This window comes from Methylophilus sp. 5 (assembly GCF_000515275.1).
Classification (GTDB): Bacteria; Pseudomonadota; Gammaproteobacteria; order Burkholderiales; family Methylophilaceae; genus Methylophilus.
In genome coordinates this window covers 1661935-1684931 of record NZ_KI911560.1, presented here as the reverse complement: position 1 = coordinate 1684931, position 22997 = coordinate 1661935, and the positions used below count along the sequence as shown (strand labels likewise).

At 47.2% G+C, this 22997-nt stretch carries 38 protein-coding genes; 6 read left to right on the top strand and 32 right to left on the bottom strand.

Features of this window, described 5'->3' with window-relative positions:
- Window positions 1-7: 7 nt before the first annotated feature.
- A complete protein-coding gene (gene radC / locus METH5_RS0108070; protein ID WP_029148021.1) occupies window positions 8-682 on the bottom strand; it encodes a DNA repair protein RadC in 675 nt (224 codons plus the stop codon).
- A 33-nt stretch (window positions 683-715) separates the two neighbouring features.
- Window positions 716-1483 carry a hypothetical protein gene (locus METH5_RS0108065; protein WP_029148020.1) on the bottom strand — a complete coding sequence of 256 codons (768 nt, stop codon included), beginning with the start codon at window positions 1481-1483 and terminating at the stop codon, window positions 716-718.
- 99 nt (window positions 1484-1582) lie between these two features.
- On the opposite strand from METH5_RS0108065, the gene coaBC reads away from it, so the two are divergent.
- The 5 genes from coaBC to rpmG all read left to right on the top strand — a co-directional run bounded on the left by coaBC (window position 1583) and on the right by rpmG (window position 6117).
- Window positions 1583-2779, top strand: a complete 1197-nt coding sequence (coaBC, locus tag METH5_RS0108060) for a bifunctional phosphopantothenoylcysteine decarboxylase/phosphopantothenate--cysteine ligase CoaBC (protein ID WP_029148019.1) — start codon at window positions 1583-1585, stop codon at window positions 2777-2779.
- Between the two features lie 101 nt (window positions 2780-2880).
- On the top strand, window positions 2881-5022 hold the full coding sequence (locus METH5_RS0108055; RefSeq protein ID WP_029148018.1) for a TonB-dependent receptor: 2142 nt from the start codon (window positions 2881-2883) through the stop codon (window positions 5020-5022).
- Window positions 5023-5145: 123 nt separating this feature from the next.
- Window positions 5146-5598: a dUTP diphosphatase gene (gene dut / locus METH5_RS0108050; RefSeq protein WP_029148017.1), complete on the top strand. Its 453-nt coding sequence runs from the start codon at window positions 5146-5148 to the stop codon at window positions 5596-5598.
- A 95-nt stretch (window positions 5599-5693) separates the two neighbouring features.
- Window positions 5694-5930, top strand: a complete 237-nt coding sequence (gene rpmB, locus METH5_RS0108045; protein WP_018986249.1) for a 50S ribosomal protein L28 — start codon at window positions 5694-5696, stop codon at window positions 5928-5930.
- 31 nt (window positions 5931-5961) lie between these two features.
- Window positions 5962-6117, top strand: coding sequence for a 50S ribosomal protein L33 (gene rpmG, locus METH5_RS0108040; protein ID WP_013441158.1), 156 nt, complete (start codon window positions 5962-5964; stop codon window positions 6115-6117).
- 135 nt (window positions 6118-6252) lie between these two features.
- Here rpmG and METH5_RS0108030 read toward each other — a convergent pair whose 3' ends face one another.
- Window positions 6253-7545: a mechanosensitive ion channel family protein gene (locus METH5_RS0108030; protein ID WP_029148016.1), complete on the bottom strand. Its 1293-nt coding sequence runs from the start codon at window positions 7543-7545 to the stop codon at window positions 6253-6255.
- A gap of 6 nt (window positions 7546-7551) precedes the next feature.
- Window positions 7552-9009, bottom strand: coding sequence for a magnesium transporter (gene mgtE / locus METH5_RS0108025; RefSeq protein ID WP_029148015.1), 1458 nt, complete (start codon window positions 9007-9009; stop codon window positions 7552-7554).
- Window positions 9010-9086: 77 nt separating this feature from the next.
- Between mgtE and METH5_RS0108020 the strand changes: the two genes are divergently transcribed.
- Window positions 9087-9329 (top strand): glutaredoxin family protein, encoded by a 243-nt coding sequence (locus METH5_RS0108020; RefSeq protein WP_029148014.1) that lies wholly within the window; start codon window positions 9087-9089, stop codon window positions 9327-9329.
- Window positions 9330-9377: 48 nt separating this feature from the next.
- On the opposite strand, the gene rplQ is transcribed toward METH5_RS0108020, so the two are convergent.
- The 28 genes from rplQ to rplC all read right to left on the bottom strand — a co-directional run bounded on the left by rplQ (window position 9378) and on the right by rplC (window position 22996).
- Entirely contained in the window at window positions 9378-9764 is a 387-nt protein-coding gene (gene rplQ / locus METH5_RS0108015; RefSeq protein WP_029148013.1) for a 50S ribosomal protein L17, read from the bottom strand.
- A gap of 33 nt (window positions 9765-9797) precedes the next feature.
- On the bottom strand, window positions 9798-10784 hold the full coding sequence (gene rpoA, locus METH5_RS0108010; protein ID WP_029148012.1) for a DNA-directed RNA polymerase subunit alpha: 987 nt from the start codon (window positions 10782-10784) through the stop codon (window positions 9798-9800).
- A gap of 56 nt (window positions 10785-10840) precedes the next feature.
- Entirely contained in the window at window positions 10841-11470 is a 630-nt protein-coding gene (rpsD, locus tag METH5_RS0108005; protein ID WP_029148011.1) for a 30S ribosomal protein S4, read from the bottom strand.
- A gap of 47 nt (window positions 11471-11517) precedes the next feature.
- Window positions 11518-11907, bottom strand: a complete 390-nt coding sequence (rpsK, locus tag METH5_RS0108000) for a 30S ribosomal protein S11 (protein WP_018986256.1) — start codon at window positions 11905-11907, stop codon at window positions 11518-11520.
- 40 nt (window positions 11908-11947) lie between these two features.
- Window positions 11948-12310: a 30S ribosomal protein S13 gene (gene rpsM / locus METH5_RS0107995; RefSeq protein ID WP_019881242.1), complete on the bottom strand. Its 363-nt coding sequence runs from the start codon at window positions 12308-12310 to the stop codon at window positions 11948-11950.
- A 110-nt stretch (window positions 12311-12420) separates the two neighbouring features.
- Window positions 12421-12534 (bottom strand): 50S ribosomal protein L36, encoded by a 114-nt coding sequence (rpmJ, locus tag METH5_RS15465; protein ID WP_081620790.1) that lies wholly within the window; start codon window positions 12532-12534, stop codon window positions 12421-12423.
- Between the two features lie 24 nt (window positions 12535-12558).
- Complete coding sequence (gene infA, locus METH5_RS16015; protein WP_369758916.1) at window positions 12559-12696, bottom strand: translation initiation factor IF-1; 138 nt, start codon at window positions 12694-12696, stop codon at window positions 12559-12561.
- A gap of 29 nt (window positions 12697-12725) precedes the next feature.
- Window positions 12726-14039: a preprotein translocase subunit SecY gene (secY, locus tag METH5_RS0107985; RefSeq protein ID WP_029148010.1), complete on the bottom strand. Its 1314-nt coding sequence runs from the start codon at window positions 14037-14039 to the stop codon at window positions 12726-12728.
- A 25-nt stretch (window positions 14040-14064) separates the two neighbouring features.
- Window positions 14065-14502, bottom strand: coding sequence for a 50S ribosomal protein L15 (gene rplO, locus METH5_RS0107980; RefSeq protein ID WP_029148009.1), 438 nt, complete (start codon window positions 14500-14502; stop codon window positions 14065-14067).
- Between the two features lie 2 nt (window positions 14503-14504).
- Window positions 14505-14699, bottom strand: a complete 195-nt coding sequence (gene rpmD / locus METH5_RS0107975) for a 50S ribosomal protein L30 (RefSeq protein ID WP_029148008.1) — start codon at window positions 14697-14699, stop codon at window positions 14505-14507.
- A gap of 2 nt (window positions 14700-14701) precedes the next feature.
- Window positions 14702-15208, bottom strand: a complete 507-nt coding sequence (gene rpsE, locus METH5_RS0107970) for a 30S ribosomal protein S5 (RefSeq protein WP_029148007.1) — start codon at window positions 15206-15208, stop codon at window positions 14702-14704.
- Between the two features lie 14 nt (window positions 15209-15222).
- Complete coding sequence (rplR, locus tag METH5_RS0107965) at window positions 15223-15576, bottom strand: 50S ribosomal protein L18 (protein ID WP_029148006.1); 354 nt, start codon at window positions 15574-15576, stop codon at window positions 15223-15225.
- Window positions 15577-15651: 75 nt separating this feature from the next.
- Window positions 15652-16185 (bottom strand): 50S ribosomal protein L6, encoded by a 534-nt coding sequence (gene rplF, locus METH5_RS0107960; protein WP_029148005.1) that lies wholly within the window; start codon window positions 16183-16185, stop codon window positions 15652-15654.
- Between the two features lie 11 nt (window positions 16186-16196).
- Window positions 16197-16592, bottom strand: coding sequence for a 30S ribosomal protein S8 (gene rpsH, locus METH5_RS0107955; RefSeq protein WP_029148004.1), 396 nt, complete (start codon window positions 16590-16592; stop codon window positions 16197-16199).
- A gap of 14 nt (window positions 16593-16606) precedes the next feature.
- Entirely contained in the window at window positions 16607-16912 is a 306-nt protein-coding gene (gene rpsN, locus METH5_RS0107950) for a 30S ribosomal protein S14 (protein WP_029148003.1), read from the bottom strand.
- A gap of 3 nt (window positions 16913-16915) precedes the next feature.
- Window positions 16916-17455, bottom strand: coding sequence for a 50S ribosomal protein L5 (rplE, locus tag METH5_RS0107945; protein ID WP_029148002.1), 540 nt, complete (start codon window positions 17453-17455; stop codon window positions 16916-16918).
- 8 nt (window positions 17456-17463) lie between these two features.
- Window positions 17464-17781 (bottom strand): 50S ribosomal protein L24, encoded by a 318-nt coding sequence (gene rplX / locus METH5_RS0107940; protein ID WP_019881230.1) that lies wholly within the window; start codon window positions 17779-17781, stop codon window positions 17464-17466.
- 19 nt (window positions 17782-17800) lie between these two features.
- Complete coding sequence (rplN, locus tag METH5_RS0107935; protein ID WP_018986269.1) at window positions 17801-18169, bottom strand: 50S ribosomal protein L14; 369 nt, start codon at window positions 18167-18169, stop codon at window positions 17801-17803.
- A gap of 189 nt (window positions 18170-18358) precedes the next feature.
- A complete protein-coding gene (rpsQ, locus tag METH5_RS0107930; protein ID WP_036307724.1) occupies window positions 18359-18616 on the bottom strand; it encodes a 30S ribosomal protein S17 in 258 nt (85 codons plus the stop codon).
- The gene (gene rpmC, locus METH5_RS0107925; protein ID WP_019881226.1) at window positions 18613-18807 is read right to left on the bottom strand and encodes a 50S ribosomal protein L29; all 195 of its coding nucleotides are present in this window, start codon (window positions 18805-18807) and stop codon (window positions 18613-18615) included. The genes rpsQ and rpmC overlap by 4 nt, the downstream gene beginning before the upstream one ends.
- A gap of 12 nt (window positions 18808-18819) precedes the next feature.
- Window positions 18820-19236, bottom strand: a complete 417-nt coding sequence (gene rplP / locus METH5_RS0107920) for a 50S ribosomal protein L16 (RefSeq protein WP_029148000.1) — start codon at window positions 19234-19236, stop codon at window positions 18820-18822.
- Window positions 19220-19933 carry a 30S ribosomal protein S3 gene (gene rpsC / locus METH5_RS0107915; protein WP_029147999.1) on the bottom strand — a complete coding sequence of 238 codons (714 nt, stop codon included), beginning with the start codon at window positions 19931-19933 and terminating at the stop codon, window positions 19220-19222. The genes rplP and rpsC overlap by 17 nt, the downstream gene beginning before the upstream one ends.
- 1 nt (window position 19934) lies before the next feature.
- The gene (rplV, locus tag METH5_RS0107910; RefSeq protein WP_029147998.1) at window positions 19935-20273 is read right to left on the bottom strand and encodes a 50S ribosomal protein L22; all 339 of its coding nucleotides are present in this window, start codon (window positions 20271-20273) and stop codon (window positions 19935-19937) included.
- A 9-nt stretch (window positions 20274-20282) separates the two neighbouring features.
- On the bottom strand, window positions 20283-20558 hold the full coding sequence (gene rpsS / locus METH5_RS0107905; RefSeq protein ID WP_029147997.1) for a 30S ribosomal protein S19: 276 nt from the start codon (window positions 20556-20558) through the stop codon (window positions 20283-20285).
- Between the two features lie 5 nt (window positions 20559-20563).
- Window positions 20564-21397, bottom strand: a complete 834-nt coding sequence (rplB, locus tag METH5_RS0107900) for a 50S ribosomal protein L2 (protein WP_019881222.1) — start codon at window positions 21395-21397, stop codon at window positions 20564-20566.
- Between the two features lie 11 nt (window positions 21398-21408).
- A complete protein-coding gene (rplW, locus tag METH5_RS0107895) occupies window positions 21409-21723 on the bottom strand; it encodes a 50S ribosomal protein L23 (RefSeq protein WP_029147996.1) in 315 nt (104 codons plus the stop codon).
- Window positions 21720-22346, bottom strand: coding sequence for a 50S ribosomal protein L4 (rplD, locus tag METH5_RS0107890; protein ID WP_029147995.1), 627 nt, complete (start codon window positions 22344-22346; stop codon window positions 21720-21722). The genes rplW and rplD overlap by 4 nt, the downstream gene beginning before the upstream one ends.
- On the bottom strand, window positions 22346-22996 hold the full coding sequence (gene rplC, locus METH5_RS0107885; RefSeq protein WP_029147994.1) for a 50S ribosomal protein L3: 651 nt from the start codon (window positions 22994-22996) through the stop codon (window positions 22346-22348). The genes rplD and rplC overlap by 1 nt, the downstream gene beginning before the upstream one ends.
- Between the last annotated feature and the right edge of the window lies 1 nt (window position 22997).

Sequence of the window (22997 nt, the reverse complement as noted above, 5' to 3'; positions counted from 1 at the left end):
GCACCGCTCAAATCAATCCCCGCTCACTAAACGAAAACGTTTCCTGCCTGGCCACAATAATGTGATCAAGCACTTTGATATCCACCAAATTCAATGCGTCTTTCAAGCTGATGGTCAATTGTTCATCGGCACGACTGGGCTTGGCACTGCCGCCTGGATGGTTGTGACTCAGAATCAACGCGGCCGCATTTAAAGCCAGCGCGCGCTTCACCACCTCTCGCGGATAAACACTGGTTTGCATCAAACTGCCTTCAAATAAGGTTTCATAAGCAATCAGGCGATTCTGCGCATCGAGAAACATAATGCCAAATACCTCCCGTTGCAGATGCGACAGTTGCAATTGCAGGTAGTCTTTGACTTGTGCGGGAGATCGAAAGCTATCGCTCTGCTGCAGCGTTTCACCCAGCGCGCGTTTGCTCATCTCAAGCACGGCCTGCAACTGGCAATATTTACTCACGCCCATGCCGGGCACCGCCGTCATTTGCTGTAAATCGGCCGAGAATACGCCGTTCAGGCTTTGAAAATTCTGCAGTAAGTCGCGTGCCAGATCAACCGCAGTTTTGCCTGCCATGCCTACGCGTAAAAAAATAGCCAGCAATTCGGCGTCAGATAGCGTGGCGACCCCTGCGCGCAACAGTTTTTCACGTGGTCGCTCCTGTTCTGGCCAGTCGGTAATTGCCATCGCGCCTCCTTAATCACCCATTTGTCACCCGGTTTATTTTGACCAGCCAATTTCGCGCGCGGTTGGTCGGCCAATCACAGCCTCATGCAAACTTTTGGCCATGCGTGCTGTTTGCGGTGTTTGCGGCACCTTGCCTGCCATCACTTCGGCCATAGATTGCGGATAAAGCGGCTGCGCATAAGGCTCGGCGTAGCCTTGAGGAAACAAGGGCAGGCTATTGCTCAAGTCATATTTATCGGTGGCGCTCAACGTATGCAGCAACTCGTGCCCAATAATGACGGCATTGGTCGCATGCTGGCTGTTTTCCGCAAACAGATTGACGCGGCCAATTCTGCCTTTATGCAAAGCGGTTGAATGTAATAAGCGGCGATGCCTATCTGGATCGTGATACAACAGATATAACTTGATATCAACAGGCACACCCACCGCTGGCTGATGGCCCCAGCTAAACCACCTGAACTTAAGGCTCCACAGAACAATATCGAGCAAGCGCCCATTGACTGCGGGTGGCGCAGGCGGAATATCATGAATCTCGGGGCCTAAGTAAAGCGTGATGGGGCGCCGCAAAGGCAATTGGTATTTGAGTGCTTCGCGTGAAAAAAACTGCACAATGACTTCAAAATCTTGCGCACGCAAGCTGGCAATATAGGTATCCACGACTGGCGTACCATCTGCATTGACCGGGTACACAGCCACGTTCAAAGGCTTGCGCCACTGCAAGGTTTGATACTCTTGCCAAAGCTGCATCAAAGCAGTCAGCACCACAATCACCCAGAAAAAGATTCTGACCACCTTTATCATGTATTTCACCTCACCGATGCCAGATGTTAACATTTTTAAAGAAAATGCTATACGGCGCATAAATGGCAATTGCGCAAAATTTACAGTTAAAATGCAGCCATGATTCCAGCGCACTCACCTCATCAACACCTACTGCTTGGCGTGACTGGCGGTATTGCCGCTTATAAAGCCGCCGAACTGGTTCGCTTGTTGGTTAAACAAGGCCATCGCGTACAAGTCGTGATGACAGAAGCGGCGACCCACTTTATAACGCCCACCACCTTGCAGGCGCTGTCTGGCAACCCGGTGTTTGTCGATAGCTGGGATCAGCGTATTTCTAATGGCATGCCGCACATAGAACTCAGCCGCAAAGCCGATGCCATTTTGGTCGCACCCGCCAGCGCAGACTTTATCGCCAAACTGGCGCATGGCTTTGCCAACGATTTACTCTCGACATTATGCCTTGCACGTGAGTGCCCACTTATTGTTGCGCCCGCAATGAACAAGCAAATGTGGGAGAACGCAGCCACGCAGCGCAATATCGGGCAATTACAGCAAGACGCCATCACCATCTTAGGCCCGGATAGCGGCGAACAAGCCTGCGGTGAAGTCGGGCTAGGCAGAATGCTAGAGCCAGCAGACTTGCTGGAAGGCCTGCAAACGTTTTTTACGCCCAAGCTGCTGGCTGGCAAAAAGATACTGATCACCGCCGGGGCAACACTCGAAATGCTAGACCCGGTGCGTGGCATCACCAATATTAGCAGCGGCAAAATGGGCTACGCACTGGCGCAGGCAGCCATGCGCATGGGGGCAGAAGTCACCCTTATTTACGGCCACACCAGTGCCTCGCGCCCGGCCACCAGCCAAGCCTACTTTGCCAGCAGCGCGCATGACATGTACCAAAGCGTAATGCAATCTATTGCAGATCAGGATATTTTTATTGCGGTGGCAGCCGTTGCCGACTATAGGCCGGATGTTTCCTCAGTGCAAAAAATTAAGAAGAGTGAGCAAACACTCACCCTAGAACTCATAAAAAATAAAGACATACTGGCAGATGTCGCCTCTTTACCCAACCCACCCTATTGCGTTGGATTCGCCGCCGAAACAGAACGAGTGATCGACTACGCCAAACAAAAAAGGCTGGCAAAACGTATCCCTATGATCGTGGCTAACCACGCCAACACCGCAATGGGTAGTGATCAAAATACGGTCACTATCATTGACGAGCACGGTGAATATGCACTTGGCACCGACGATAAAATTAACATTGCATTCAAACTCTTAACGCACCTTAAAAGCCAACTTGATCCACGCTAATTAAATCGGCATTTCTCAGTATTTTCATGAAAATACTGAGCGGCCAAAGCTTACACTCAGCTTACAATCCGCGCAGTTTAACTTTAGTATTGAGAATAATGATGCGCGCACCCCGCCTCACGCCGTTGTATATTGCCCTTTCTGCCGTGTTTGGCAACCTGCCACAAGCCATGGCAGACGAAGAAAAAACACTCACGCTTTCACCTGTTGTCGTTACAGCCACACGCCAGGCACAAAACAGTTTTGATTTACCGGTGGCGATTGATGTGATTGAACAAAAAAACATCAAAGACGGCCAGTTACAAATGAACCTGTCCGAAAGCCTGATTCGCGTACCCGGCGTGACAGCGCAAAACAGAACGCAACAAGCACAAGACCCGCAAATTTCCAGTCGTGGCTTTGGCTCCCGCTCGTCATTTGGTGTACGTGGCATCCGTATCTATGTTGATGGTATTCCACTCACCATGCCAGACGGCCAGGGTCAACCAGGCGTCATGGACCTGTCTGCCATTAAAAGCATAGAAGTCATGCGCGGCCCATTCTCTTCACTCTACGGCAACTCATCTGGCGGCGTGATTCAGATGTTTACGCAAGATGCGCCAGCTACACCTACCATTGGCGCCACCACTATGTTTGGTAGCTACAACACGAAGCGGAATGTGCTGGAAGCAGCTGGGCAATTAGAGGGTTTGGAATACTCGCTGAATGTATCTAACTATGAGTCTGACGGCTACAGAGCCAACAGCTCAAGCAATAAACAAATGGCCACCGCCAAATTCAAATTTAATTTGAACGAAGATACTAAAGTCACAACTTTAGTGAATTGGTTTGACCAGGAAGCGCAGGACCCTCTGGGACTAGACAGAGCAAGAGCCTTTTCTAACGCAACAAGAGATAAAGTTGTTTCTGCTGCCTTATTTGCCAACACAAGTGTTAAACGTGACCATACGCAAGTGGGTTTTAACATTGAGCATGCGTTTAACGAAAATAACAAAATCAGTTTTATTCCCTACGTAGGTAGTAGAAATAATGCACAAATTTTAACGACGACGGCAACCGCTACAACCCTTGCTGCTACCAGTTCACGACTCAGTGAAATCAGTAGAGAATTTTACGGTGCAGACTTGAGATGGGACAACAAAGGCAGTCTGGGCAACCTCCCCTACCAAATAACTCTTGGGTTGAATTATGGGAAGTCAACCGATGACCGCAAAGACACCAACCTTTTGCGCTTAGGCTCAATCGTTAACACACCAAATAGGCTGGAACAAAACATCTCCAGCAACTTCGATCAATATTTACAAGGCAATTTAAGCATCACGCCCAACCTTGATTTGCACGCAGGTGCACGTCATACCAAAGTAAAACTGGAAGTTCAAGACAACTTCATTACCGGCACAGGCTCAAACGGCGATAACAGTGGAAATGTTGAGTACCAAAAAACCACGCCAGTGGTCGGCATTATTTGGAAAGCGACTGAGAAGTTAAACTTCTATGCTAACTTCGGTAAAGGCTTCGAAACGCCTACGTTTATTGAAGCAGCTTTTGATAATGTCACAGGCGGTGTAGCAAGCAAACCGAACCTTTCATTGAAGGCTGCAGAAAGCACAAATATTGAATTAGGCGCAAAAGCTTTTATCACTGACGATATCAGAGCCAACGTTACGCTATTTAAAGTCGATACTGACAATGAAATTGTGACCCGTCAAACCGTTTCAGGACGTTCAAGCTATCAAAATGCAGGCAAAACAAAAAGGACAGGCATTGAAGCTTCGATTGATGCCAACCTGGACAACAATATCACTGTATTCGCCGCCTACACACTACTCAATGCAAAATTTGATGATCCTTTTGTAACAGTGATTAACGCAGCAGGCACAACCGGCCCAGTCAACTCAGGCAACCGCATCCCTGGCACCTACAAGTCACAAGTGTATGGAGAAATCGCTTGGAAGTACCCTAGCCTTGGCTTTTTCTCAGCTCTCGAAGGTCGCCATAACAGTCAAGTCTACGTGAACGACATCAATACAGATAAAGCACCTTCGTACACAATCTTTAATATCCGCGCAGGTTTTGAACAGAACCTGACCAAGTGGCGCTTCAAACAATATGTGCGTATTGAGAACATTACCGATAAGGATTACATCGGTTCTGTACGCGTGAATGATGGCAATGCCTTGTTCTTCGAACCTGCCGCTGGCCGCAATTACCTGCTCGGTTTAACCGCGCAATATAAGTTTTAAACATTCACACGATTTGCAAAGCCAGCAACTGCTGGCTTTTTTGTTGCTGACTAATTATCGTAATCAGTGATTTTCAGCCATATTTCGTGTTTAATAGCGCAATATTTTTCTGGAGCATGCCGTATGTCGATTACCGTAGATCTCAAGATTCTTGACCCTCGCCTGCATCACATGATGCCTAACTATGCAACGCCAGGCTCAGCCGGGCTGGATTTGCGGGCTTGCATTGAGCACACACAAACCATACAACCGGGAGAGACCATCATGATCCCTACCGGCATGGCGATTCATATCGACAATGCTTATTATGCCGCCATGATTTTGCCGCGCTCGGGTCTGGGTCATAAACATGGTATTGTGCTGGGCAATCTGGTCGGGCTAATTGATTCAGATTACCAAGGGCAGCTACTGGTGTCGTGCTGGAACCGCAGTAAAGAAGCGTTTATTTTGAACCCGATGGAACGTGTGGCGCAGATGGTCATTGTGCCTGTGGTACAGGCGGACTTTCATATTGTGGACGAATTCACCAGCAGCGAACGCGGTGAAGGTGGCTTTGGCAGCACAGGCAAGCACTAATTGTTTGAAAAATTACAATAATCGCTTGATTTGTGCGGGCGATTCAATCTATAATCTCGCTCTTTCTGAAAAGATAAAAGTATTTGGAGACAACCATGGCACGTGTATGTCAGGTAACCGGTAAAAAACCAATGGTGGGTAACAATGTTTCTCACGCACAAAACAAAACAAGACGTCGTTTCTTGCCTAACTTGCAAAACCGTAAGTTTTGGGTTGAGAGCGAAAACCGCTGGGTAAGCCTGCGCATTACCAACGCTGCTTTGCGTACGATCGACAAAAACGGTATCGACGCTGTGTTGGCTGATTTGCGTGCTGCTGGCGAAAAAATCTAACTCGCGACATTAGTCAGCTAAGGATATTATCATGCGTGAAAAAATCAAATTAGAGTCTAGTGCTGGTACAGGTCATTTCTATACCACCACAAAAAACAAACGTACTATGCCAGAGAAAATGGAGATCAAGAAATTTGACCCAGTTGCTCGTAAGCATGTCATGTACAAAGAAACTAAATTGAAATAATCTTAGTTTCAAGTATTAATAAAAAAGCCTGCAAATGCAGGCTTTTTTATTAGCTGCGCATTGTCTTCACCCGTAAAAAAGGCCCAATCATTAGATTGAGCCTTTTGCATATAGGGAACAGTTCTTGATTGCAGCTTAAATCGCTGCAGAAGCCGCTGGTACCGAGATCACCCTCACGTCGCGCTGTGGGTATGGAATCTGGATATTATTCGCTTTAAAACGCTGCCAGATCTCATAGTAGATCTCACTTTGCAGTTTGGCCGTCGCCTCCTCCGGATTAAGCACCCATAGCGATAGCAGCAAATCAATGCCACTCTCCGCAAACGCCTTGATAGTCACATCCACCGCAGTATCGTCTTTAATCGTACGCTGATGCGCGGTGCCAATGTCTTTTAACAACTTGATGGCCAGATCCAGATCGCTTTCATATGAAATCTGAATCGGAATAGGAACCTTGGCCTTATGCGCAGCGGAGGTATGATTGATCACGGCATCTGTGATCATCATTTCATTTGGAATAATAATTTCAGTACCATCCTGCTTACGCAGCAGCATATAGCGTGAGCGCAACTCTTTCACAATGCCATAGTGGCCATGAATAGTGACGACATCCCCCATATGCAGTGACTTATCCATCAGGATAATAAAACCGCTGACATAATTACTGGCAATTTTCTGCAAGCCAAAACCCAAGCCGACGCCAAGCGCGCCGCCAAAGACTGACAGCATCGTCACATCAATCCCCACCGCGGCCATCGACATCAGCAAGGCAATCACGATAGCAACCATGCGCACCAGCTTGACCATAATGACACGCCAGTTGCTATTTATACTCTCCGAAGCCATCAGCCGCAGCTCTATCATTCGACTTAACCACAAGGCGACCAGCATGGTGATCACAATGGTCAGCCCGCCTTGAATCAGCAACAACAGGTTTAATTTTTGCTTACCAACACTGAACGTCACATCTTCAAGAACCTGCAAGGCCGGATCCAAAAATCCGCTGATATGCAATGCCACCACCACCCAAACACTCCAGGCAATCACACGCTCAAACGAGTGCAACCAGGCACTGGGCGAAAACACGTAACGCAACACGTATACCAGGCTACGAATAATCACCATTGCTAGCAACATTCGCGCAGCGAGTCGCAACAGGCCAACATGCATGTAGCCTTCCAGCGAATAGCGCGCAATCACCAGCATTAAAAATGCCACGAACGGGAAAAACAAACGCTCGATGCCGCCCAACAGCATCTTATAAACGGTGTTGACTTTGCCTGCCGCAATTTGCTTGCGCAGGTGCCAATTGAGCAAACCGCTCACCGCCAGAATCACACCGAACACAAACAGCTGCCACAAGGCAGAGACTGTGCTCAGGTCTTGAACAATTTCTTTCCAGAGAATATTAATATCGTTATCCATCATAGATTTTTATAATAAAAAAATTGTGGCTAAGCCGAGAAAAATCAAAAAGCCGCCACTGTCGGTCAGGGCAGTAATCAACACGCTGGAGCCAACGGCCGGATCTCGACCCAACTTGTTCATCACCAACGGAATCATGACACCGGTAATGGCGGCCAATAGCAAGTTGAGCGCCATGGCGGCCATCATTACCAAGCCCAAGGCAGCATTATGGTATAACCAAAAGGCGACCAGACCGAGCACACCGCCCCATAGCAGGCCATTTAACAGCGCCACACCCATTTCTTTTTGCAGCAAAGATTTCATGTGATAACCGGAGATTTGGCCCAGTGCCAAACCGCGCACAATCATGGTGGTGGTTTGATTGCCTGAGTTGCCGCCAATGCCGGCAACAATAGGCATCAGTGCTGCCAGCGCAACGATTTTTTCGATACTGCCTTCAAACAAACCAATCACGCGCGAAGCCACTAATGCAGTGACCAGGTTAATCGCCAGCCAAGCCCAACGGTTTTGCACCGACTTCCAGATCGACGCAAAAAAGTCTTCTTCTTCGCGCAAACCGGCCAAGGACAACATGTCTGACTCCGCCTCCTCACGAATAATATCCATGACGGTATCCACCGTAATGCGCCCAACCAGCTTGCGGTTATTGTCGACCACTGGCGCCGTCACCAAGTCGTAGCGCTCAAACGCCATTGCGGCCTGGTCGGCCATGTCTTCAGGATGAAACACCACGGCATCTGTCGACATAATGTCACCAACCCGGGTCTCGGGGTCATTCAGGATAATGCGCTTGAGCGGCAACACCCCTTGCAGGATGTCATCGCGATTAATGACAAACAATTTATCGGTATGATCAGGGAATTTGGGCAATCGACGCAGGTAGCGCAACACTACCTCGAGCGTGATATCGTCACGAATAGTCACGATATCAAAGTCCATGATCGCGCCTACGGTATCTTCAGGGTAAGACAGCGCAGACTGTAAACGCTCGCGGTGTTGTGTATCCAGACTGTAAAGCAAGTCTTGCAACACATCTTTTGGCAAGTCAGGCGCCAAGTCTGCCAGCTCATCGGTGTCTAGCTGTTCGGCAGCGGCCAGCAACTCGTCACTGTCCATGTCCGCAATCAGCGTTTGACGCACGGCGTCAGAGGCTTCGAGCAGAATCTCGCCATCACGATCTGCTTTGACGAGATCCCAGACCATTAAACGGTCATCTAATGGCAATGATTCCAGGATATAAGCAACGTCAGCCGGGTGAAGCTGATCCAGCTTGTGCTGCAGAATATTCAGATTTTGCTTGTGAACCAGGTTCTCGACCAGATCATGCTTAGGCATATCCTGCCGGTGTACTACATGCTCGACCAGCTTGTGCTTACCCAGCAAGTGGATAACCTGTTGCAACGTTTCACTTAGGCTTTCCTTGCCTTCGGTCAGTTTCTCATCTTGTTCGCGAATTTCTGTCATGCATGATCCAATGTTGAGCAGCCGTTGTTTTTGCAGGTATCATTGTACAAAGCGTTGATGACACTACCTAGAGTTTTATGCAAAACCAATTGATATTATTAGGCACCCAAGGCTGCCACCTCTGCGATGACGCAGAGCAGCTTTTACAGGCCTTAAACCTACCCTACCAAAGCCTAGACATCATGGATGATGAAAAATTGCTACAGCGTTATGAAATAAGCATCCCGGTACTGCTTGACGCATCCAATAGCGGTGTAAATGAATTGTTCTGGCCATTTAACGCCGAGATGATTAGCCACTGGCTCACCACGCAGGCCTAAAAACAAAAAAGCCAGCGAAAGCTGGCTTTTTTATACATACATCGTTACTTATTCTGCTGCTGGTGCTTCTGCAACTTCTGGACGATCTACCAACTCAACAAAAGCCATTGGTGCATTGTCGCCCTGACGGAAACCACACTTCAAAATACGCAGGTAACCACCGTTGCGTGCAGTGTAACGAGGACCCAGTTCACCGAACAATTTACCAACGATATCACGGTCACGCAAGCGGCTGAACGCCAGACGACGGTTTGCCAGTGTAGGTGTTTTACCCAAAGTGATCAGTGGTTCTGCATATTTACGCAGCTCTTTTGCTTTAGGCAAAGTTGTTTTGATCACTTCATGACGCAGCAAAGACGCCACCATGTTGCGGAACATAGCTGCGCGGTGGCTGCTGGTTCTGTTCAATTTACGATTGCTATTACCGTGACGCATAGTAATTTCCTTAAGTATTTATCTGATCAGAAATTAAGCTTTTTCCAAGCCAACAGGTGGCCAGTTTTCCAGCTTCATTCCCAGTGTCAGGCCTTTAGAGGCCAACACGTCTTTAATTTCATTCAATGATTTTCTACCCAGGTTAGGCGCTTTCAGCAATTCGTTTTCTGTACGCTGAATCAGATCACCAATGTAGAAAATATTTTCCGCTTTGAGGCAGTTAGCAGAACGTACTGTCAACTCCAGGTCATCGACCGGACGCAACAGAATTGGATCTACCTGAGGCGCTGCTTTCACTTCAACATCCGCTGAAGCACCTTCCAGATTTGCAAATACTGACAACTGACCAATCAGGATACGCGCAGCATCACGAATCGCCTGCTCAGGCTCGATAATGCCGTTAGTTTCAACGTCCATAATCAGTTTGTCGAGGTCGGTACGCTGTTCAACACGTGCGCTCTCAACATGGTAGCTCACTTTGTTGATCGGGCTGAAAGAAGCATCCACCATCATAAAGCCCAAAACGCGATCTTCATCGTTGGCTTTTTGACGGGCCGGTACAGGCTGATAGCCGCGACCCATTTCAACTTTCACTTCTAGGTTCAACTTACCACCTTTGGTGATGTTGGCAATCACATGATTTGGATTAACAATCTCAGTATCATGACCAACTTCAAAATCACCCGCAGTCACAATACCTTCACCAGATTTGTTCAATACCAAAATGGTTTCAGTTTTGTTGTGCAGCTTTAAAGCAACACCTTTCAGGTTCAGCAAGATATCAACAACGTCTTCTTGCACACCTTCAATCGTGGAGTACTCATGTACAACACCATCGATTTTTACTTCAGTAATGGCAAAACCCGGGATGGAAGAAAGCAATACTCTTCTCAACGCATTCCCTAAGGTATAGCCAAAGCCACGTTCCATTGGCTCTAAAGTCACACGTGCACGCAGTGGAGTAATCACTTCAACGTCCACAACACGTGGCTTCAAATAATCTGTAGGGTTATTTTGCATACAACTCCTTGAAGTAATTGGGCAGTAACAAGTAATCCTTAGCCTAGGCTAAGTGATTACTTAGAATACAATTCAACGATCAATGATTCATTGATGGTAGCAGGCAACTCATCACGCTGAGGTTTAGCCTTGAACTTACCAGACAATGCTTTGACGTCGACTTCCAACCACTCAGGGAAACCACGTTGTTGCGCTGCTTCAATCGCAGATTTAATACGCAATTGTGCTTTTGATTTATCAGCAACAGTAATCACGTCGCCAGCCTTCACTTGATATGAAGGGATGTTCAAACGTTTACCGTTAACCAAAATGCTGTTGTGACGCACAACTTGACGTGCCTCAGAACGTGAACCAGCCAGACCCATGCGGTATGCAACGTTGTCCAAACGGGACTCCAGCAACTGCAACAGGTTCTCACCAGTAATACCTTTTTGACGATCAGCTTCAGCGTAATAAGTACGGAACTGACCTTCTAACACGCCGTAAATACGACGTACTTTTTGCTTTTCACGCAATTGCACGCCGTAATCAGACAGACGTGAGTTGCGGCGCTGACCATGCTGACCTGGTGCGAAGTTGCGCTTTTCAATTGCGCATTTGTCTGTAAAGCATTTTTCTGCTTTCAGAAACAGTTTTTCACCTTCACGACGGCATTGACGGCATTTAGGGTCTAAATTTCTAGCCAAAATAGTTCTCCAGTAATCGATTCGCTAATCTGTGACAGCGAAATGAATTAAATTCTGCGTTTTTTCGGTGGACGGCAGCCGTTATGTGGCACCGGTGTCACATCAGTAATGCTAGTGATTTTAAAACCAGCAGCATTCAACGCACGCACAGCAGATTCACGACCTGGACCTGGACCCTTGATACGCACTTCCAGATTTTTAACGCCAGACTCTTGAGCAGCTTTACCAGCCACTTCAGATGCTACCTGTGCAGCAAATGGAGTACTCTTACGTGAACCTTTAAAACCTTGACCACCAGAAGTAGCCCATGACAACGCATTGCCTTGACGATCGGTAATCGTAATAATCGTGTTGTTAAAAGAAGCGTGCACGTGAGCAATACCCTCGGCAATATTCTTTTTAACTTTTTTTCTAACGCGTACATTAGCTTTTGCCATGTTGTACTGTCCTTAATATCTACTGATGTTCAATAAAAGATTATTTAGATTGCTTGATGGCTTTAACCGGACCTTTGCGAGTACGCGCATTGGTTTTGGTACGCTGACCGCGTACTGGCAAGCCACGACGATGGCGAATACCGCGATAGCAACCCAAGTCCATCAAACGCTTGATGTTCATGGTTACTTCACGACGCAAATCACCTTCTACAGTGTATTTAGCCACTTCGTCACGCAGCTTTTCAACTTCTGAGTCGCTCAGGTCTTTGACCTTTGCTGTTGTCAATACACCAGCCGCAGCACAGATTTTCTGCGCAGTATCGCGACCAATACCGTAAATAGAGGTCAAAGCAATTTCTGCATGTTTGTGGTTTGGGATATTTACCCCGGCAATACGAGCCATACTTAAACTCCAATAATCAATCGTTTTTCACGATCAAGCTTGATGCGTAGAAAAGAAAAGCCGCATATTATATCAGCCAATCAAATCTCTCACAAGCGAATGTTTTACCATTAACCTTGACGTTGTTTATGACGTGGGTCAGTACAAATAATACGAACAACGCCGCGACGTCTTACAACTTTACAGTTACGGCATAATGTTTTAACTGATGCGCGAACTCTCATCTTACTTTCCTTTATTTAATTCACTTACTTTGCGCGGAATGCAATTCGCGCACGGGTTAAATCATATGAGGTCATTACCACTGAGACTTTGTTACCAAGCACAGCGCGACCATTTTTGAATTTCACTTTAAAACTGCACTTGGCAAAGACATCGCCTTGCATCGCAAAGCGATCTTCATCTTGCAATTTGGCTACTTGCCCGAACCTTTAAAATTGGCTTTTTTCAGCAAGCCTTCATACTGTTGAGACATCAGATGTGATTGCACCTGCGTCATAAAGTCCATCGTCACAACAACGATAATCAACAATGAAGTACCACCAAAATAGAACGGGGTATTAAACTTCAACACTAAAAACTCTGGCAACAAACAAACCAGCGTAATGTAGAGCGCACCAATCAATGTCAAACGACCCATGATGCGATCAATATATTTGGCCGTTTGATCACCAGGACGAATCCCCGGTACAAACGCACCACTTTTCTTCAAGTTATCTGCTGTTTCTTTAGGGTTGAAGACCAACGCCGTGTAGAAGAAAGCAAAAAACAAAATCGCGGCAGCAAATAACAAGATATACAAAGGCTGACCCGGTGAGAGTTTCGCACTCACGTCTTTTAACCAGTACATATGTTCACTGCTACCAAACCAGCCAGCCAAAGTGGCCGGGAACAAAATAATGCTAGAAGCAAAAATCGGTGGAATCACACCTGACATATTCAGCTTCAGTGGCAAGTGCGTAGACTGACCACCATAAATACGGTTACCAACCTGGCGTTTAGCGTAGTTGACGGTGATCTTGCGTTGACCACGTTCAACAAACACAACCAGCGCAGTCACCAGAATCACCGCAACAAACAGGAACATGACCAATGGAATGGAGAATGCACCCGTTTTGGCAAGATCCAGCGTACTGCCGATGGCATGTGGCAAACCTGCTACGATACCTGCAAAAATAATGATCGAGATGCCGTTACCAATACCACGCTCGGTAATCTGCTCACCCAACCACATCAAAAACATTGTGCCAGCAACTAACGTAGTCACGGCCGTAATACGGAACGCAAAACCGGGGTCCAATACCAAACCAGCCTGACCTTCCAACGCAATGGCAATGCCTAACGCTTGAAAGGTTGCCAGCAACACCGTGCCGTAGCGGGTGTATTTGGTAATTTGACGACGTCCAGCTTCGCCTTCTTTTTTCAGTTGCTCCAGCTGAGGTGAAACCACTGTCAGCAACTGCATGATAATTGACGCAGAAATGTAAGGCATGATGCCTAAGGCAAACACGGTGAAGCGTGACAACGCACCACCGGAGAACATGTTAAACATGCCCAAAATGCCGTCTTTCTGCGTATCAAACAACTGTTTTAACACAGTTGGATCAATGCCTGGCACTGGAATATGCGCACCTAAGCGATAAACGATCAGTGCGCCCAACAAGAACCACAAACGGCTTTTTAACTCGCCAAGTTTGCTTACGGAACTTAAGATATTATCCTGTGCCAAGCTGATACTCTTTTCTTACAACAGATTAGACTTCAAGTACTTTTCCGCCAGCAGATTCGATGGCAGCTTGAGCACCTTTAGTCAACAACAACCCTTGAACTTGCACTTTAGTAGCCACTTCACCAGACAGGTAAACCTTCACTGCTTTTGCAGAAACAGGCACCAATTTGGCTGCTTTTAAAGACAAGATGTCGATCACTTCAGCATCAACCAATGATAACTCGCTGGTACGGATACGTGCAGTGTCAGCATGTGTCAATGAGTTAAAGCCACGTTTTGGCAGACGGCGTTGCAGAGGCATTTGACCGCCTTCAAAACCGACTTTATGAAAGCCACCAGCACGGGATTTTTGACCTTTATGACCACGGCCACCAGTTTTACCTAAACCAGAGCCAATGCCACGACCTAAACGACGAGATGCTTTTTTTGCGCCTGTAGCAGGCTTAATCGTGTTTAATTGCATGATTATTCAACCTTCAAAAGATAACTCACTGCATTAATCATGCCGCGAATTTCAGGAGTGTCCTGCACTTCTACAGTGTGGTGCATACGACGCAGACCAAGACCACGTACAGTGGCTTTGTGCGCTTCAATACGACCAATCAAACTTCTAACCAACGTTACTTTTAAAGTAGCGTTTTCTTTTTTTGCTTTAACCATGATTAGCCTCTGATTTCTTCTACGGTCTTGCCACGTTTAGCGGCAATTTCAGCCGGTGTATTCATGGACGCCAAACCGTTCAAAGTTGCGCGAACCAGGTTGTAAGGATTGGTAGAACCAATACTCTTTGCAACCACGTTAGTCACACCCATCACTTCGAAGATCGCGCGCATTGCACCACCAGCAATAATACCGGTACCTTCTGAAGCTGGCTGGATCAACACTTTAGCTGCACCGTGAACGCCAGTCACTGCGTGATGCAATGTACCATTGTTCAAGTTCACTTTAACCATACCGCGACGGGCTTCGTCCATGGCTTTTTGTACAGCCACTGGCACTTCACGTGCTTTGCCTTTACCCATACCAACGGCGCCATCGCCGTCACCAACCACGGTCAACGCAGCGAAGCTCATGATACGACCGCCTTTAACCGTTTTACTTACGCGGTTAACGGTGATCATTTTTTCGCGCAAACCGTCGGTTTGCTGCTGTTCAATATCTTTAGCCATTCTTTATCTCGCCCTTAGAATTTGAGACCAGTTTCACGGGCAGCTTCGGCCAAGGCCTTGATACGACCGTGATACTTGTAGCCTGAACGATCAAATGCAACAGTGGTAATGCCAGCTTTAGCTGCTTTTTCAGCAATCAGCTTACCAATCAGGGTTGCAGCTTCGATGTTGCCGCCATTTTTCAGTTGTTGACGCACTTCAGCCTCAACGGTGGATGCACTCGCCAATACGCGATCGCCAGTTTCAGCAATGATCTGTGCGTAGATATTGGTATTGGTGCGATGTACACTCAAACGTGTAACTTTTAACTCGGCGATTTTGGCACGGGTTTTACGTGCTCTGCGCAAGCGGTTATTTACGTTCTTCATTGAATTTACCTTTAATGTTGATTCACTGTTAAGGCCAGTGTCAAACCCTGCAGCATGACGCTGCAAGTGCCTTAGTTATTTTTTCTTGGTCTCTTTGATGACTACAACTTCATCCGAATAACGAACGCCTTTGCCTTTATATGGCTCTGGTGCGCGATAAGCACGAATTTGTGCAGCAACCTGACCGACCACCTGCTTGTTAGCGCCAGTCAAAATCACCTCTGTTGGAGTAGGTGTTTGCACAGTCACGCCTTCAGGCATTTTGTGGCTGATCGGGTGAGAGTAGCCCAGCTCCAGGTTCAGGTTAGAACCTTGAGCATTGGCTTTGTAGCCCACACCAATCAGAGACAGTTTACGGGTAAAGCCAGTAGAAACACCTTGCACCATATTGGCCAGCAAAGCGCGCGTTGTACCTGACATCGCTCTAGCATGCTGCGTTTCTTTGATAGCTTTTACCAACAACTCTTCACCTTCGCGGGCAACAGAAATCTCTGCAACCAACGCCTGGCTTAATTTACCCAGAGGACCACTAATGGACACTTCTGAAGCAGAGATCACAACTTCCACTTTTTCGGGAATCGCAATCGGGTTTTTAGCAACACGTGACATATTGATTCTCCTTAAGCCACGATGCACAAAACTTCACCACCGATACCGGCAGCTTGTGCTTTACGATCAGTCATCACACCTCTAGAAGTGGAAACGATCGTAACACCTAAACCGTTCATCACTTTAGGTATATTCTGACTACCTTTATAAATACGCAAACCAGGCTTGGATACGCGCTCAATCTTCTCAATTACTGGACGACCGGCGTAGTATTTAAGACTGATGTTCAAAACTGGCTTACCATCATTGTCTTGAACGTTGAAATCATCGATGTAACCTTCATCTTTCAACACGTTTGCAATGGCGCCTTTAACTTTGGAAGCCGGCATTGAAACAGATGTTTTATTCGTACGTTGCGCGTTACGAATACGGGTCAACATATCGGCAATCGGATCACTCATACTCATGTTCTATTCCTCCGTTACCAGCTGGCCTTGGTGACACCTGGTACGTGACCAGCCATCATCAATTTACGCAACTCGTTACGTGCGATACCAAATTTACTAAACACACCACGTGGACGACCAGTCAAAGCACAACGATTACGTGTGCGAACAGGACTGGAGTTGCGTGGCAGACTTTGCAACTTCAAACGGGCAGCCATGCGATCTTCGACGCTGGCAGACTGATCGTTGCTCGCAGCAACCAGATCAGCACGTTTAGCTGCATATTTTTTAACGGTTTCGCGACGCTTTTGCTCGCGCTCTGTCATACATACTTTTGCCATGACTTAACCTCTGAAAGGGAAACTAAACGCAGCCAAAAGAGCTTTCGCTTCTTCGTCTGTTTTCGCAGTTGTAGTAATCGTGATGTTCATCCCGCGCAGCGCATCGATTTTATCGTATTCGATTTCTGGGAAAATGATTTGCTCTTTCACGCCCATGTTGTAGTTACCACGGCCGTCAAAAGACTTGCCTGAGATACCACGGAAGTCACGAATACGTGGAATAGCCACAGTGATCAGGCGATCCAAAAATTCGTACATGCGCTCACGACGCAACGTAACCTTACAACCAACAGGATAGTCATCACGGATTTTAAACGCAGCGACAGATTTCTTAGCCTTGGTTACGATTGGTTTTTGACCTGCAATTTTTTGCATATCAGAAACAGCGTTCTCCATGACTTTTTTATCAGCCACAGCCTCGCCCACACCCATGTTCAGGGTAATTTTTTCGATGCGCGGAACTTGCATTGCTGAGGTGTAACCAAATTGCTCAGTCAATTTAGCAACCACGCTATCGTTATAATACTGTTTTAAACGTGCCATATATTGTCCTATGCGTCGATAGACTCGCCGCTAGATTTGAATACACGAATCTTGCGACCATCTTCCAGTACCTTAAAACCAACACGATCAGCTTTTTGTGTTGCAGCATTGAAGATTGCCACATTGGAGCCGTCTACCGGCATTTCCTTGCTGATGATGCCACCAGTGATACCACGCATCGGGTTTGGGCGAGTGTGTTTTTTAACCACATTCAAACCTTCAACCACTACATGGCCGGTTGGCAAGACGCTTAAAACAGCACCTGTTTTACCTGCATCTTTACCTGTGTTCAGAATGACCTGGTCACCTTTGCGAATTTTGCTCATTTGATTGTCTCCAAGCCGATTACAACACTTCAGGCGCCAGTGAAACAATCTTCATGAAGCGCTCACTACGCAATTCACGTGTCACAGGGCCAAAAATACGCGTACCAATAGGCTCGAGCTTGTTATTCAACAAGACTGCGGCATTGGCATCAAATTTAACTAACGAACCATCTGGACGGCGAACACCTTTAGCAGTGCGCACAACCACAGCGTTGTAGATTTCACCTTTTTTGACGCGACCACGCGGCGCAGCATCTTTAACACTGACCTTAATGATGTCGCCAATGCTGGCATAACGACGCTTGGAACCACCCAAGACTTTGATACACTGAACGGAACGCGCACCAGTGTTATCGGCTACTTCCAGCCGAGATTGCATTTGAATCATGAGAAATAATCTCCAACTTAATCCGTTATAACCACTACAGCCGCTTGCTTTCACAATTTCGGCCAATAGACCACGGTCAGTATTGGGGTGCCAGCTACATGCCAACTAAGGCGGGCACCGAAAAGTCCAACATTATACAACCAAAAAAACGCTTATGACAAGCGTTTTTCCAGTTTTATATTTAAAGCCTTACTTAGCTTCGATTTTGCTTACTACCCAAGACTTGCTCTTGGAGTATGGGCGGCTTTCTGTGATTGTCACAAAATCGCCTTCGTTACATGCATTTGCTTCATCGTGTGCATGGAACTTGTTCGATTTAACAACCACTTTACCAATCAAAGGGTGTTTAACCTTACGCTCGACAAGCACAGTGACGGTTTTATCCATCTTGTTGCTTACCACGCGACCAGTCAAACTGCGTACTACTTTCGCTTTTTCAGTCATCATGCCTGTTTCGCTTTCTCAGCCAATACAGAGTTCACGCGAGCGATATCCTTGCGCACTTTACCCAGCTGATCTACTTTGTTCAATTGTTGGGTGGCTACCTGCATACGCAGTGAAAACTGCGCACGGCGCAACTCAACCAACTCGTTGTTGAGCTCATCTGCTGACTTTGCTCTCAATTCAGAAGCTTTCATCGTTACTACTCCTTAACTGCCAATTTGACGGGTCATGAATGTAGTTTCGACTGGCAACTTGGCAGCAGCCAATTTGAAAGCCTCACGTGCCAGCTCTTCGCTCACACCATCCATCTCGTACAGCATTTTGCCTGGCTGAATCTGGGCGATGTAGTAATCAACACTACCTTTACCATTACCCATACGTACTTCAGCAGGTTTTTTAGAAATCGGTTGATCCGGGAATACACGAATCCAAACGCGACCACCACGTTTAATGTGACGAGTCATCACACGACGGGCGGCTTCAATCTGGCGTGCTGTCAGACGACCGCGACCGATCGCCTTCAAACCAAATTCACCAAAGCTCACCTTGTTACCAGTAGTCGCAATACCTTTATTGCGACCCTTTTGCATCTTACGGTACTTCTGTCTAGCTGGTTGCAGCATCTTTAGCCCTCGGCTTTCTTACTTTTTTCTCTGGCTCAGCATCAGCAACGGCAGCGTTAGCAGCGTTGTCACCGAAGATCTCACCTTTGAATACCCAAACTTTAATTCCGATGATACCGTAAGTCGTTGAAGCCTCAGCAACACCGTAGTCGATATCAGCACGCAGTGTATGCAAAGGCACACGGCCTTCACGGTACCACTCGGTACGTGCAATTTCGATACCGTTCAAACGACCGGAACTCATGATTTTGATACCTTGTGCGCCCAAACGCATCGCGTTTTGCATGGCACGTTTCATGGCACGACGGAACATCACGCGCTTTTCCAATTGCTGAGCAATGGATTGTGCGATCAAAGTAGCGTCCAATTCTGGTTTACGCACTTCTTCGATGTTCAGGTGCACAGGCACGCCCATCAGGCCTTGCAGGGTAGAACGCAAGGATTCGATATCCTCACCCTTTTTACCAATCACAACACCTGGACGGGCGCTGTGAATCGTAATTTTAGCGTTTTTAGCAGGACGCTCAATGATAATTTTACTTACCGCAGCGCTCGCCAGTTTCTTGTTCAGAAACTCACGCACTTTGATGTCACCTTGCAACATCGCAGGGAAGTTCTGGCTATTCGAGTACCAACGTGAGGCCCAGTTTTTCTGAACGCTCAAACGGAACCCAATTGGATGAATTTTCTGTCCCATATTATTCCTTTGAGTCACCGACTGTCACATGAATGTGGCAGGTTGGTTTCGTAATACGGCCAGCGCGACCTTTTGCACGTGCACGGATACGCTTCATGACCACGCCTTTATCCACATAGATTGAAGTCACCTTCAATGTGTCGATATCAGCCCCATTGTTGTGTTCGGCGTTAGCAATCGCAGACAAAACCACTTTTTTGATAATCTCGGCACCACGCTTAGGCGTGAATGCAAGAATATTCAGTGCTTGATCTACTTTTTTGCCACGCACAAGATCGGCCACCAGACGCGCTTTTTGCGGAGAAAGGTGTACGCCTCTTAAAATTGCAGTAACTTGCATAATCAGCCCTTACTTCTTCGCTTTTTTATCAGCCGCGTGGCCCTTGAACGTGCGTGTCAACGCAAATTCACCGAGCTTGTGACCAACCATGTTTTCAGAAATCAACACAGGCACATGTTGTCTACCGTTGTGCACTGCGATGGTTAAACCAATAAAGTTTGGCAATACAGTCGAACGACGAGACCAGGTTTTAATTGGCTTTCTGTCGCGGTTCGCTGACGCAGTTTCGACCTTTTTAGCCAAGTGAGCGTCCACAAATGGACCTTTTTTAATAGAACGTGCCATAGCGATTACCTTACATTTCTCGGACGACGACTTACGCGCATGTTATCAGTACGCTTATTCTTACGTGTACGATAACCCTTAGTTTTCTGACCCCATGGTGACACAGGGTTCATACCAGCAGCTGTACGGCCTTCACCACCACCGTGCGGGTGATCAACCGGGTTCATTACCACACCGCGAACGGTAGGACGAACACCGCGCCAGCGCATTGCACCAGCTTTACCGATTGAACGCAGTGAGTGCTCTTCATTGCCTACTTCGCCCAATGTGGCTTTGCAGTCAACGTGCACACGACGCACTTCACCAGAACGCAAACGCAACTGAGCGTAGGAACCTTCACGCGCCAGCAACTGTACCGAAGTACCTGCTGAACGGGCGATTTGCGCGCCTTTACCTGGTTGAATTTCGATGCAGTGAATGGTGCTACCCACTGGAATGTTGCGCAAAGGCAATGCATTACCAGCACGGATAGGCGCTTCAGAACCGCTGATCAACTGTGCACCGGCAGCAATGCCACGTGGTGCAATAATGTAACGACGCTCACCATCGGCGTAGCACAACAGTGCAATGTTCGCCGTACGGTTTGGATCGTACTCAATACGCTCAACAGTCGCCGGAATACCATCTTTATTGCGACGGAAGTCAACAATACGGTAATGCTGCTTATGACCACCACCTTGGTGACGGGTTGTAATGCGGCCGTTGTTGTTACGACCTGCGTTTTTACTTTGACTTTCCAACAGTGGCGCGTAAGGTTTGCCTTTGTGCAAATCTGGTGTAACGACTTTCAATACACCGCGACGACCGGGGGAAGTTGGTTTGACTTTAACTAATGCCATGTCTTCTCTCCTTATTCGCCAGCTGCAAAGTTAATTTCTTGACCCGGCTTCAAGCTCACATAAGCTTTTTTCCAGTCGTTACGCTTACCAATACGACGGCCAGCACGCTTTACTTTACCTGCGACATTAATCACAGATACAGAAGCCACTTCGACTTTGAACACCAGTTCAACAGCCGCTTTAATTTCTGGCTTAGTCGCGTCAGTGCGTACTTTGAAAGCAATTTGCTGATGTTTATCAGCAATGTAAGTTGCCTTCTCAGTAATCTGAGGCGCCAAAATCACTTGCAATAAACGATCTTGTGTTTTAGTTGCTGCGGTAATCATGCCAAGATCTCCTCAAGTTTTTTCACAGCATTGGCTGTGACCAAAACGTTAGGGAAACGCACCAGACTTACTGGATCAGCATACTGCGCTTCAACCACCAATACGTTTGGCAAGTTGCGGGAAGACAAGTACAAATTCTCATCAAAACCGTCAGTCAACAGCAACACACCGCCGTCGATGCCCAGAGCATTGATTTTCTGTACAAATTGTTTTGTTTTTGGGGTATCAATTGTGAAACTGTCTACCACCTTCAAACGGTCCTGACGCACTAATTCAGACAAGATAGTCTGCATGCCAGCACGGTAAGCCTTACGGTTTACTTTGTGGCTGTAGTTTTCGTTAGGGCTGTTTGGAAATGCGCGACCGCCTCCACGCCAGATTGGGCTGGATGTCATACCGGCACGGGCGTTACCAGTGCCTTTTTGCGCATATGGCTTATGTGTCGTGTGAGCAACGGTTGCACGTGTTTTCTGTGCGCGAGTCGCAGTACGGGCATTTGCCATGTAGGCAACAACCACTTCATGCACTAAAGACTCGTTAAACTCACGACCAAAAGTACCGTCAGACGCGTCAACGCCTTTTTTAGCTACCTTGCCGTTTTGATCGATTAATTTCAGTTCCATTATTTAGCCCCTTTCGCTTTGATGGCTGGACGTACAACGACATTGCCACCTTTGGAGCCAGGTACGGAACCTTTAATCAACAACAGGTTACGCTCTACATCCACACGAACGATTTCCAGGTTTTGGGTAGTGACTTTAGCATCACCCAAATGACCAGGCATACGCTTACCAGGGAATACTCGACCTGGATCCTGCGCCATACCGATAGAACCTGGTACGTTATGCGAACGGGAGTTACCGTGAGAAGCACGGTTAGAGGAGAAGTTATGACGCTTAATCGCACCGGCAAAACCTTTACCGATCGAAGTACCTGTCACATCAACCAACTGACCAACAGCAAAAATATCAACAGTGACATTTCCACCAACTTGGAAGTTAGCCAATACATCTTCAACCACATTGAATTCTTTGATACCAGCACCAGCAGTTACGCCAGCCTTGGCAAAGTGACCAGTCAACGCTTTGTTGATACGGCTAGCGCGACGCTCACCGTAAGCAACCTGCAGGCCTGTATAGCCATCCGTTGCGACTGTCTTTACTTGTGTCACGCGGTTAGGGATCACTTCCAGCACTGTTACAGGAATGCTTGCGCCTTCATCTGTAAAAATGCGGGTCATGCCCACCTTGCGACCAATAAGCCCTAAGCTCATG

Bases quoted from the DNA above. Each gene is read 5' to 3' on its own strand.
- radC (WP_029148021.1), bottom strand. From the start codon at position 682: ATGGCAATTACCGACTGGCCAGAACAGGAGCGACCACGTGAAAAACTG.
- METH5_RS0108065 (WP_029148020.1), bottom strand. From the start codon at position 1,483: ATGATAAAGGTGGTCAGAATCTTTTTCTGGGTGATTGTGGTGCTGACT.
- coaBC (WP_029148019.1), top strand. From the start codon at position 1,583: ATGATTCCAGCGCACTCACCTCATCAACACCTACTGCTTGGCGTGACT.
- METH5_RS0108055 (WP_029148018.1), top strand. From the start codon at position 2,881: ATGCGCGCACCCCGCCTCACGCCGTTGTATATTGCCCTTTCTGCCGTG.
- dut (WP_029148017.1), top strand. From the start codon at position 5,146: ATGTCGATTACCGTAGATCTCAAGATTCTTGACCCTCGCCTGCATCAC.
- rpmB (WP_018986249.1), top strand. From the start codon at position 5,694: ATGGCACGTGTATGTCAGGTAACCGGTAAAAAACCAATGGTGGGTAAC.
- rpmG (WP_013441158.1), top strand. From the start codon at position 5,962: ATGCGTGAAAAAATCAAATTAGAGTCTAGTGCTGGTACAGGTCATTTC.
- METH5_RS0108030 (WP_029148016.1), bottom strand. From the start codon at position 7,545: ATGATGGATAACGATATTAATATTCTCTGGAAAGAAATTGTTCAAGAC.
- mgtE (WP_029148015.1), bottom strand. From the start codon at position 9,009: ATGACAGAAATTCGCGAACAAGATGAGAAACTGACCGAAGGCAAGGAA.
- METH5_RS0108020 (WP_029148014.1), top strand. From the start codon at position 9,087: ATGCAAAACCAATTGATATTATTAGGCACCCAAGGCTGCCACCTCTGC.
- rplQ (WP_029148013.1), bottom strand. From the start codon at position 9,764: ATGCGTCACGGTAATAGCAATCGTAAATTGAACAGAACCAGCAGCCAC.
- rpoA (WP_029148012.1), bottom strand. From the start codon at position 10,784: ATGCAAAATAACCCTACAGATTATTTGAAGCCACGTGTTGTGGACGTT.
- rpsK (WP_018986256.1), bottom strand. From the start codon at position 11,907: ATGGCAAAAGCTAATGTACGCGTTAGAAAAAAAGTTAAAAAGAATATT.
- rpsM (WP_019881242.1), bottom strand. From the start codon at position 12,310: ATGGCTCGTATTGCCGGGGTAAATATCCCAAACCACAAACATGCAGAA.
- rpmJ (WP_081620790.1), bottom strand. From the start codon at position 12,534: ATGAGAGTTCGCGCATCAGTTAAAACATTATGCCGTAACTGTAAAGTT.
- infA (WP_369758916.1), bottom strand. From the start codon at position 12,696: ATGCAAGGCGATGTCTTTGCCAAGTGCAGTTTTAAAGTGAAATTCAAA.
- rplO (WP_029148009.1), bottom strand. From the start codon at position 14,502: ATGCAATTAAACACGATTAAGCCTGCTACAGGCGCAAAAAAAGCATCT.
- rpmD (WP_029148008.1), bottom strand. From the start codon at position 14,699: ATGGTTAAAGCAAAAAAAGAAAACGCTACTTTAAAAGTAACGTTGGTT.
- rpsE (WP_029148007.1), bottom strand. From the start codon at position 15,208: ATGGCTAAAGATATTGAACAGCAGCAAACCGACGGTTTGCGCGAAAAA.
- rplR (WP_029148006.1), bottom strand. From the start codon at position 15,576: ATGAAGAACGTAAATAACCGCTTGCGCAGAGCACGTAAAACCCGTGCC.
- rplF (WP_029148005.1), bottom strand. From the start codon at position 16,185: ATGTCACGTGTTGCTAAAAACCCGATTGCGATTCCCGAAAAAGTGGAA.
- rpsH (WP_029148004.1), bottom strand. From the start codon at position 16,592: ATGAGTATGAGTGATCCGATTGCCGATATGTTGACCCGTATTCGTAAC.
- rpsN (WP_029148003.1), bottom strand. From the start codon at position 16,912: ATGGCAAAAGTATGTATGACAGAGCGCGAGCAAAAGCGTCGCGAAACC.
- rplE (WP_029148002.1), bottom strand. From the start codon at position 17,455: ATGGCACGTTTAAAACAGTATTATAACGATAGCGTGGTTGCTAAATTG.
- rplX (WP_019881230.1), bottom strand. From the start codon at position 17,781: ATGAGCAAAATTCGCAAAGGTGACCAGGTCATTCTGAACACAGGTAAA.
- rplN (WP_018986269.1), bottom strand. From the start codon at position 18,169: ATGATTCAAATGCAATCTCGGCTGGAAGTAGCCGATAACACTGGTGCG.
- rpsQ (WP_036307724.1), bottom strand. From the start codon at position 18,616: ATGATGACTGAAAAAGCGAAAGTAGTACGCAGTTTGACTGGTCGCGTG.
- rpmC (WP_019881226.1), bottom strand. From the start codon at position 18,807: ATGAAAGCTTCTGAATTGAGAGCAAAGTCAGCAGATGAGCTCAACAAC.
- rplP (WP_029148000.1), bottom strand. From the start codon at position 19,236: ATGCTGCAACCAGCTAGACAGAAGTACCGTAAGATGCAAAAGGGTCGC.
- rpsC (WP_029147999.1), bottom strand. From the start codon at position 19,933: ATGGGACAGAAAATTCATCCAATTGGGTTCCGTTTGAGCGTTCAGAAA.
- rplV (WP_029147998.1), bottom strand. From the start codon at position 20,273: ATGCAAGTTACTGCAATTTTAAGAGGCGTACACCTTTCTCCGCAAAAA.
- rpsS (WP_029147997.1), bottom strand. From the start codon at position 20,558: ATGGCACGTTCTATTAAAAAAGGTCCATTTGTGGACGCTCACTTGGCT.
- rplB (WP_019881222.1), bottom strand. From the start codon at position 21,397: ATGGCATTAGTTAAAGTCAAACCAACTTCCCCCGGTCGTCGCGGTGTA.
- rplW (WP_029147996.1), bottom strand. From the start codon at position 21,723: ATGATTACCGCAGCAACTAAAACACAAGATCGTTTATTGCAAGTGATT.
- rplD (WP_029147995.1), bottom strand. From the start codon at position 22,346: ATGGAACTGAAATTAATCGATCAAAACGGCAAGGTAGCTAAAAAAGGC.
- rplC (WP_029147994.1), bottom strand. From the start codon at position 22,996: ATGAGCTTAGGGCTTATTGGTCGCAAGGTGGGCATGACCCGCATTTTT.